The sequence below is a fragment of the Caballeronia sp. LZ033 genome (genome assembly GCF_031451265.1).
GTDB lineage: Bacteria > Pseudomonadota > Gammaproteobacteria > Burkholderiales > Burkholderiaceae > Caballeronia.
The window spans coordinates 915,141-924,099 of the sequence record NZ_JARUXQ010000002.1 but is presented as its reverse complement, the minus strand read 5'-3'; the positions used below and the strand labels follow the sequence as shown (position 1 = coordinate 924,099).

Here is an 8,959-nt window from a genome sequence, read left to right as displayed (position 1 = left end):
CGTCGCGGACTCCGAATTGGAATCCTCGATCGAAGTGCCCGGTAAAGCCGGCGCCTATGCGAAAATTTCGAATTCCTTTGTTTCCCTGTCATTTATCTTGCTCACGGTTTAACCGCCGTGGCAACCCGCGCTCAAACGTTTAATATGCAAACGGGTTAAGTGTTTTATAAATGGGCATTAAGTATTTTCTGAATTGGTCAGCGAAATAAACGCTGAATACGATTTTAGATTCAGGACTCGCCAAAAAATATCAAGTGGCGATCCAGCCCCATGAAAATCTCGCGAAATCGACATCTCTGTGCGTCGTGAGGTGCACCGGCACTGCCGGTTTCATGCAAGGGTCAGGCAGGGATGCCGAATCAAAAAAGCGGTACGCGAACAGGCTTTTCGCATCAGGGGAGAAGAGTATGAACAAGTTCAGCGACATGGCGACGTTCGTGGCCGTTGTGGAAGCGGCAAGTATTTCCGAGGCCGCACGGCGGCTTGGCGCCACCAAGTCGATCGTGAGCGAGCGCATCACCCAGCTCGAACGCTATCTCGGTTGCGCATTGCTCGAACGGGGCCGGCCGCTGCGGACGACCGAGCCGGGCCTCGTGTTCTACAAGAGCGCGGTGCAGATCCTGGAGGAAGTCGAGTTCGCGGAAGAGTCGGTGCGCGATAGCCAGTCAAGCCTGCGCGGCGCGCTGCGGATCGTGGTGCCGACCAGCCTGCTGGCGTCGCACTTCGGGCCGGTCCTCACGACCTTCGCGGCAAGGCATCCCGATCTGTACCTCGACGTGGAAGCGCAGAACCGCATCGGCAACGTGCAGGACGGACAGTACGACGTCGCGATCCGGACCGGCGAGCTCCCGGATTCCCGGCTGGTAGCCCGCACGATCACGGCCAATCACACGCTGGTATGCGCGAGTCCGGCGTATCTCGAACGGCGCGGCACGCCGACGCATCCCGGCGACCTGATTCATCACGACGGCCTCAACAACTGCAACTTCGAACCCAACGGCATGTGGAGCCTGATGATGGACGGCAAGTACCGCTCGTTCCGCATCGGCAGGCGCATGCGCGCCGACTCGGGCGCCGTCCTGCTGGAAGCGGTGCGCGCCGGGCTCGGACTCGCGATCCTGCCGACCTTCGTCGCGGCGGATGCCATCCTGGCGGGCGACGTGGTGCCGGTGCTGCAGGACTACGCGCCGTGCGGCGGTCGGATTTCGGCGGTGTATCGCAAGACGGTAGGCACGCCGCCGCGCATCAAGGTGCTCGTCGATCATCTGATCGAGGAGGTTGGCGAACCCGCCCGCTGGGACACGCAACTGATCAACTCGGGCCTCGTGCGGATTCAGGCGCGCAACACATAACCTACTGTCCGGCGGAAGTCTTGAGCAATGAGCCGTGAGCTCCACAATCTGTACCGTGAGGCGGGCGGCAGCATTGCCGAAAGTCAGCGGGTCGTGGTGCGGGAAGGGTCGGTCGAGTTGCGGCTCGACGATGCCGGCGACGACGAAGTCATGCTCCAGCGTGTGCTCACGCGGCGCGACGGCAGCGTCGTCGTGCAGCTGTTGCCGGTGTCCGGGGTGGCGGAACTGATCGAATTCCGCGAGCGCGATCCGTACAGGGAAATGCTCGCGCAACGCTACCGCACCTGTCTCGACGCCATTGCCCACCGAGCGCATCCGCACGGCGCGGCGCACCATCCGGCGCACGTGTCCGAATGCACGAGCGAACTCGACGTGTCGCGACTCATGCGCGCGGTGTGCCGGCGCCACGGCGGCACGTTCGCCCTGTTCCACTGGCTCGCGGCCACGCCGGGTTCGGCGCCCGGCCGCGCCACCTACGATACCCATGTGATCCTGGCGGCGTGTTCGCCGGGCTGGCTGCAGACCTATGTGCGCCGCGTCGTGACGGACCCGGTGCTGGAGTCCGTATCGACTAGCTGGCCTTACGACACGAGGCTTTGCGAGACGCGTTCAAAATTCGTTCAACAATCTTCCAAAATCAACCCGTCTTTTTGGGCAGTTGAACCTCTACCCACTGCTGCCCACGAAGGTCGATATAAAGGTCTGTCATGGCCTTGGATCCGTGTCCGAGAAGGGCCTGCGCAAAGTCCTCGCCGTTAGCTTTGGCGTGAAGCCGTGCGGAGAGAGAACGGATCTCGTGGAACGTGGTCGGCGTCAGCCCGTCCGCCGTCTTAATTTCGGCCTTTTCACGCGCCGCTATGAAAGCCGCATTGAGCGTTTCGTAGCTCACCGCCTTGCCTCGCATGGATGCATACCTGCCGCCTTGGAAATGGATCAGGAACCGGCTCACGACGTCATCCCTGCACTGAGACACCACACTGGCCACGGAATGGCTACCAAGCGATACGTCCAACGGGATCTTGATTTTGGTTTTCCCGTTCTTCTTGATCTGGTCTATCCACACGAAGCCGTCGCGCACGTCGTCAAAGCGCACGGTCCGAATGTCACTCACACGTTGCCCGGTCAAAAGGGCGAGCAAAAGCGCGTTCTTCAGCCATGGATACTCGGCTTTCTCGTGAATCTTCCAAAAATCATCCTCTGTCATGCGCGCCCGTTTTACTTCCGCCTTAGGCTTGCGCACCGATTCAACAGGATTTTTGCCCGCCTCAATTAATCCATGCGTAATGGCATCTCTGAAGATGTCTTTAAGCCTGGTTCGAATGGTCGACGCCATCGCTGCGCCGCGAGATAATTCTGCTTTTTTAATTAGGTCCGCAGCATCCTTTGGCGTGAACTGATCGATGGGCTTTTTAGAACGCTCGTCTGCTATGATCGCCTTAATTTGCGACTTGTAATTCTTGATGGTGTTCGGCTTTCTATCTGCCGCGTACTCTTTCTCGTAGTCTTTGCAATGCTGCTCCAGAGTCTTCGGTCCATCGCCCGTGAGTGTGAGCAGATTTTGCTCTTCGACCTTACGAGCCAGTTCGAGATTCGCGCGCTTGACCTTCCTAATGGCTCCCGCCAAGTCTCTGCCAAGTCCGGTTGACTTCTTGGTCATCGGGTTTCTGAACCACAAATACCCTTCGGCGTTCTGGTAGAGATTTTCCGGCCAGTTCCGTCGCGCGGCCTGTCGTCTACGTGCGTTCACATCGTCCTCTCAAGCAAGTCACATTCGATCTCCACATACTCAGCCTTCGGCTCGACGAAGTATGTGCGACCGATCTTCCTCGGCAGTGGCCTGATGCGGCCATCATGCACCCAGCGCAGAAGCGTGCTCGGATGTGGTTTATGTTCCCCAAACACTTCTATAGCCCAGTCTGAGAGCGGTATCAGTCGCGGCATGCTCTCCCCCATAAATAGCGCGCCGTAGTGCGCATAAATTCTTCGATTTGCTGCTGCATTCCACTTCCTAAAGTTCTGCCTGGGCGCGCCGATACTTCGGGCATGAACAAGACCCAAGCCACCCAAATTCTTGAATCGTCCCAGCAGGACGCCGAGACGATCGTCGCGGGACAATTCGGCGAATACGACGACTACAACGGCGTGCATCGCCATGCGCATCAAGCCGTCTTCGAATCGCTGGTGAAGGCCCGCGCACCCGGATACACGCACATCGACCTACTTGCGATCATCGAGCCGCAGTTCGAACAGCTCAGACCATCACGCCTGCACTGAGGCTTCGTCCTTGCTCGGCGCGCGCGGCGCCGCGCAGCGCTCGAAATAGAACACGACGGGCGCTTCCAGCACGTGGAGCATCCCGAACCTGACCGCGTGCCGAAAGGTGGGCGAGTTGTTCATCAGCACCTGGATGGTCCGCTGCAGCTTGCCGCGCCAGTTCTCCAGCGACATCGCGTGCTTGTCGATGTTGCAGGGCGGGCACGCGGGCATATAGTTCGTCAGCACATCGCGATCGGGGCGCGTGGTAGCGCCGGCTCGCCACTGCACGCCCTGGGCGGTCTGGACGATCTCCAGTTTGCGCAACGACGGTTCGACATGGTCAACGTGCCAGCGCTCGGCAAGCTCGGCGCCGCAGTACGCGCACCGGCCGCCGAACAACGTGCGCACGGCCTCGCGATCCGCCTTATTCAGCCGCGCCATCGTGCGTCTCCCGGGTAGCGTTCACAAGCACCTCGCGAGCACCTCTCTCGACGCAGTAGAGCTGCAGCAACTCATCGACGACAGCTGTATCTCCGCCATACCAGCGCTTGCCCAGCTCGGAGATGTGCTCCTTCAACTGGCGAAGCATTTCGGCCAGCGCAGGCTCGCTGCTGCCGCGGGCGAGAGCGCTCGCGGCCCACTTAAACATGCCCGAGTAGTCGACGCGCATGCCCTTGTGATCTTCAGCGAGCAGGGGCATGCGCAGCGGCGCGCCCGGATCCTCGCTCGCCGCCGCCTTCTTTCCTTGAGAATGAGGAACGGCGCCCGCGACTGGCAGCGGTGAATGCTTCGGCTTCGCAGCCTGCTTCGCGCGGATGGCCTCCACCTTCGTCCAGATGCGCGCCAGTTCCGTTTCGCCAGCCGCGTGCATGTCGAGGCCATTCGCGAGGCACAGCGCGGCGAGCGTGACCATGACGCCGCCGACCTCCTGATGTTTCTCGCCGACCTGCCGATTCCATACGTATTCGACGAGCTGGTGTGCCTCGCTCGCGCTCATGCCGCACGCCTGCACAAGCTCGCCCGCCTCCTCGAAAAAGCGGTGATTGCGCTCCTCGCGGTCGCCGGCGATCTTCTTGCCGAAGCACTCCATCAGCCACGGCTGCACGCGCGCCTGGAACGGCTTCGCCTCTCCACCTTCTGTGGCAAGCGCGGAGGAGAGAAGCGCGCGGGCGAACGCAAAGAGATCGCGACGGCTGAACGAGAACAGCGGTTCGTCATCGTCGCAACTGTGCTTATAGGCATGCTGTTCAATCTGGTCTTCGGTCATTCCAATCCCCAATATCGTTGTCGCTGCGTCGAGACAGCGGGTCAGGCGGGCACGCAGCCGAGATCGCGCGGCGTTGCAAGTCTGGCGTGGGTTTTCGCGCTCTTCGCGCGTCGTACATTGGCGATCGCGGTGCGCTCGGCGCCGTCGCGCGACGACGCACGCACAAGCACTGTCTCGCCTTTCCAACCACTGCCATTCCAGAAGCCGACGTCGACGACCCACTTCTTGAAGGGCTTGTCCGCCCAGTAGGCGACGGGGTCAAAGCCGCCGTCGAGCAGAAGCTGAAGCTCTCGCTGAGTGGTGGGTGCGTTCACGCGTCCTCCTCGCTGAAGAGCCGCGGCTGCACGGCGCCGTTGGCATAGACGACGTCGAGAATCACATCGCCGGTCGGCTCGTCGCCTTCCCAGCCCTGCGGCCATGTCTCGGCCGCGATCAGCTCGCGGATCCGCGCCTCTTCCTCAGCGTCGATCAGATTGATGAGAGGCCGGCCGGCGGCGCGCGCTGCGCGGTTGCATTCGTCCTGAATCGACAGGATGCGATCGAGGCCCATCAGCCGGGCTTCGAACGTCAGCGGCCCGAGGCGCTGCGGATTCTTCGCGAACGAGCCGTCTTTCAGAAGTTCGCGGCCTGGCTTGCGCAGTCGATGCTGTGGCTCGCGCAGTTCCCGCCAAAGCGGCTTTATGCCGCGCAGCGGCGCGAGATATGCCCATTGCGGGTTTCGCAGCACGGTTTCGAGCGCCTTCTCTTCCTGGGCGAGCGGGCAGCCAATGCACCCGGTGCGCGCGTTCAGTTCCTCTGCCTCGTCGCCGCCATAGGCGTCCGCAATCGCGCGCGTCGACCAGTCTCCGAATTCTGCCTCTGGTGCCCAGTGACGCAGCCATTCCCAGACGTGGCAGACGCGCCAGTGAAGCAGCGGCGCAAGCGTCGCGATCCGGCCGCGCAGGCCGCGCGCGTTCGGCAGCACCTGCTGATACCAGCCTTGCCCGCATTCGGCGCCGTCCTTGCCGCAGCTCATCTCGATGCGCCGGTCGCGGATCGCGCTCTCGCCTTGGCGCACGCCGGTGATCATCAGGATGTTGCCGCCGATGCCCTCGAGACGCTGGCGCAGCGCGTCCTCCATCGGATCGATCTTGATCTGCCGCGTGCACCAGCGCAGCGTGTTGTTGTTCGGTGGCGGGACGCCGCGCCCGAGGATGTAGACCATGAACCGCTTGTCGAGCGGCGCGCGCACCACCTCGACCGCGATGCCGCGCTCGCGCAACTCGTCCATGATCCGCTCGGCGGAGATCGCCAGTGGCGAGAGTTCTTGTCGGGTGTCCGCGTAAAACACCGTCAGCGTCTTCGGCCGCGCAATCTTCCCGGTGTCGATCAGCCAGCAGATCACGGTGAGCGTCGCCGTGCTGTCCTTTCCGCCGGACCACGCGATGCCCCAGTGCTCGTGATCCGGGCCGTAGGCCTGCATCGACTGGATCGTCAGCTCGATCGACTCGGTCATCTGCAGGCGTTGCGTGCCTTCGGCGAAAATGTCCGTCTGAAGTTGCAGGCTCATTTCTCTCTCGCAATAGGTGTTTCGAATCACGCGGCCACGCCGGCGATCTGCTTCTCGTGCGCGAAGTTCGCGACGATCAGTGCGGTGGCAAGGTCAGGGCAGACGCTGTTGCCGATCATCCTGACCTGCGAGGTCTTCGACAGCGGCTTGCCGTTAAACAACGGGTCAAGCACGTAGCTGTCAGGGAAGCCTTGCGCGCGCGCCAGCTCGCGTGGCGTGAGCATGCGCATGCCGATGTCGACGATCGCGTAGTCCTCGCCGCGGATGGTGACCAGGCCGAACCGGTCGTGCGTGGGCACGGTGTGCAGCGGCTCGTGCAGGTCGACGCCGTCTTTCTCATTGCCGTAGTACTTGACCAAGAAGGCGCGCACCTCGGCGTGGTGCATGCCGCCGGCGCTGATCGTGTGGAGAGGTTCGTCGGTGGGCTGTCCGTCGCGGCACGTGCCGCGCAGCTTGATCAGGTTCGACGTCACCAACGCGTGGTGATCCTGCGTCGTGATCGTGCTCATCGGGTCGGCGAGCGCCGCGCCGGGCGTCTCGTTGCCGCCATAGTGCTTGGCAAGGAAGGCCGCGACGAGCGCATGTTTCGCGCCGCCGGCGACGATCGTGCCGAGAGGCTTGTCGAGGCCCGGCACGCGCGGCGCCTGTCCGGGCCGCTCGCCGTATCCCGTCTGAACCAGCGTCGGCACGATCACCGCCTGCTCGCCGCGGTGCGCGCCGGTCACCGTCGCCAGCGGGACATCGATGCTCGCTGCCCGGTCCGCGCCGTGATGCGTGAGATGGACGATGAACGGGTCCGCGCTGTTCACGACGAACTTCATGATGCCGCGCGCGATGCGCCGCAGCGTCGCGTCCTTCAGCGGACGCGCGCGCTCGAAGATCGACGGGCACGGGATCGACCAGTCGATGCATTCCGCCGCGGTGCGCCACGGCTGCAGCTTGCCGGACTTCACGCCGACGCTCGCCGGCGCGCCGTGCGTTGGGGCCGGCCAGACGATTGGCAGGTGGTCGCGCCGCGCGACAAGGAACAGGCGCTTTCGGATCGTCGGCGCGCCATAGTCGCAGGCGCGCAGCTCGCGCCATTCGACGCGGTACCCGTGGCGCTGGAGCGCGTTCACGAACGAGCGGAATGTGCGGCCGCGCTGCTTCGGATCCGGGCGGCCATCGGCCGTGAGCGGGCCCCAGTGCTGGAACTCCTCGACGTTCTCCAGCATGATCACGCGCGGCTTGACCTTCGCCGCCCAGCGCAGCGCGATCCACGCCAGGCCGCGAATCTTCTTGTCGACCGGCTTGCCGCCCTTGGCCTTCGAGTGGTGCTTGCAGTCCGGCGACAGCCAAACGAGCGCCACCGGCTGATTCCCAGTGATCTCGTCGGGATCGACGTCGAACACGCTTTCGCAGTGGTGCGCGGTGTGCGGGTGATTCGCCGCGTGCATCGCGAGCGCCTCGGGGTCGTGGTTAATCGCGACATCGACCGGGCGGCCGAACGCGCGCTCGAGGCCAGTGCTCGCGCCGCCGCCGCCGGCGAAGTTGTCGACGATCAGTTCGCTGCCGAGGTCGAGGGGCAATGACATCAGGTCACGCTTCATGCATGGCTCCGTGGAAATTCGTCGTGCGTGACGCCGTCGAGCTGGCGGCCGGCGGCCTTCTTGCCGACAGGATGGACAGCCGCAGCGGTCCGCGTGTATCGATCGTCGTCGGCATCATCGGCAACCCAGCGGCGCCGGTACGGATCGGGCGTGCGTTTGAGCGGGGTGGACATCTGCACGCCTTCAGCGATCCATTCGCCCCACTGCTTGAACAGGAAGGGCACGTCAGCGGCCGCGCACTGGTCGCGCAGCGATCTCGCCCAGTCGGGATGCATCGGTCGCGCGCCGGGGCCGCTTTCGCCCCCGACGATGACCCAATCAATGCGCCGCAGAGGCAAATCGCGTCCGCGATCGTCCCAGCGCGCGATGTCGTTTCGCCAATCGAGTCTCAGATCGACGGGACCGAGCAGCGGCTCCATCGAGAGGAACCGGACGCTCGCCGGTACCGCGAGAAGCTTCGGGATGTCGCGGTCTGCTTCGGCCTGGTTGACGACCGTCGCGCCGAGCCAGACGTTGTCCGGCAGTTGCTCGACGCCGATATGGCGGAGCATCGTCGGAACGTTTCCGATCCGCTTCGTCAGCAGCAGCCAGTCGAGGTTCGGCGTCTCGGCGATCAGTCGGAAGAGGTCGCGACGCCACAGCAGATCGACCTCGTTGTCGAACACGTCGGCGAGCGATGCGCAGAAGACGCGCTGGCGGCGGCCGTGCAGTGCGTAGAACGTGCCGTCGCGATTCCACTGGAGCGGCTTGCGCCAGTTCGCTGGCGAAGTTCGGCGCCGCGGCGCGCCCGGTCCCCAGTTGACGGCCGTGCCGCCAGCGAAGCGCGCATTGCGCGTCTCGGCGTAGCAGTGATCGCAACCCGGACCGACCTTCTGGCAGCCTTCCCACGGGTTGAACGTGTGGTCTGTCCACTCGATCTTGCTGTTCTCGCTCATGCTAGGATTCC

10 protein-coding genes are annotated in these 8,959 nt (G+C 63.4%); 2 read left to right on the top strand and 8 right to left on the bottom strand.

What is annotated here, in order from left to right; translation table 11 throughout:
• The first annotated feature begins 407 nt into the window (after positions 1-407).
• Complete coding sequence (locus tag QCE62_RS19875; protein WP_309922138.1) at positions 408-1,352, top strand: LysR family transcriptional regulator; 945 nt, start codon at positions 408-410, stop codon at positions 1,350-1,352.
• 637 nt (positions 1,353-1,989) lie between these two features.
• Here the strand turns inward: QCE62_RS19875 and QCE62_RS19870 are convergent.
• Positions 1,990-3,099, bottom strand: a complete 1,110-nt coding sequence (locus tag QCE62_RS19870; protein ID WP_309922134.1) for a tyrosine-type recombinase/integrase — start codon at positions 3,097-3,099, stop codon at positions 1,990-1,992.
• On the bottom strand, positions 3,096-3,293 hold the full coding sequence (locus tag QCE62_RS19865) for an excisionase (protein ID WP_309922130.1): 198 nt from the start codon (positions 3,291-3,293) through the stop codon (positions 3,096-3,098). Before QCE62_RS19865 ends, QCE62_RS19870 begins: the two co-directional genes overlap by 4 nt.
• A 102-nt stretch (positions 3,294-3,395) precedes the next feature.
• On the opposite strand from QCE62_RS19865, the gene QCE62_RS19860 reads away from it, so the two are divergent.
• The gene (locus QCE62_RS19860) at positions 3,396-3,626 is read left to right on the top strand and encodes a hypothetical protein (protein ID WP_309922127.1); all 231 of its coding nucleotides are present in this window, start codon (positions 3,396-3,398) and stop codon (positions 3,624-3,626) included.
• On the opposite strand, the gene QCE62_RS19855 is transcribed toward QCE62_RS19860, so the two are convergent.
• The 6 genes from QCE62_RS19855 to QCE62_RS19830 all read right to left on the bottom strand — a co-directional run bounded on the left by QCE62_RS19855 (position 3,612) and on the right by QCE62_RS19830 (position 8,948).
• Entirely contained in the window at positions 3,612-4,049 is a 438-nt protein-coding gene (locus QCE62_RS19855; protein ID WP_309922125.1) for an HNH endonuclease signature motif containing protein, read from the bottom strand. The two genes, QCE62_RS19860 and QCE62_RS19855, sit on opposite strands and share 15 nt — an antisense overlap.
• Complete coding sequence (locus tag QCE62_RS19850; protein WP_309922123.1) at positions 4,033-4,875, bottom strand: hypothetical protein; 843 nt, start codon at positions 4,873-4,875, stop codon at positions 4,033-4,035. Before QCE62_RS19850 ends, QCE62_RS19855 begins: the two co-directional genes overlap by 17 nt.
• 41 nt (positions 4,876-4,916) lie before the next feature.
• The gene (locus QCE62_RS19845) at positions 4,917-5,189 is read right to left on the bottom strand and encodes a hypothetical protein (RefSeq protein WP_309922120.1); all 273 of its coding nucleotides are present in this window, start codon (positions 5,187-5,189) and stop codon (positions 4,917-4,919) included.
• Positions 5,186-6,370: a phosphoadenosine phosphosulfate reductase family protein gene (locus QCE62_RS19840; RefSeq protein ID WP_309922117.1), complete on the bottom strand. Its 1,185-nt coding sequence runs from the start codon at positions 6,368-6,370 to the stop codon at positions 5,186-5,188. Before QCE62_RS19840 ends, QCE62_RS19845 begins: the two co-directional genes overlap by 4 nt.
• 80 nt (positions 6,371-6,450) lie before the next feature.
• The gene (locus QCE62_RS19835) at positions 6,451-8,013 is read right to left on the bottom strand and encodes a DNA cytosine methyltransferase (protein WP_309922115.1); all 1,563 of its coding nucleotides are present in this window, start codon (positions 8,011-8,013) and stop codon (positions 6,451-6,453) included.
• On the bottom strand, positions 8,010-8,948 hold the full coding sequence (locus tag QCE62_RS19830; RefSeq protein ID WP_309922113.1) for a phage Gp37/Gp68 family protein: 939 nt from the start codon (positions 8,946-8,948) through the stop codon (positions 8,010-8,012). The genes QCE62_RS19835 and QCE62_RS19830 overlap by 4 nt, the downstream gene beginning before the upstream one ends.
• Positions 8,949-8,959: the final 11 nt, after the last annotated feature.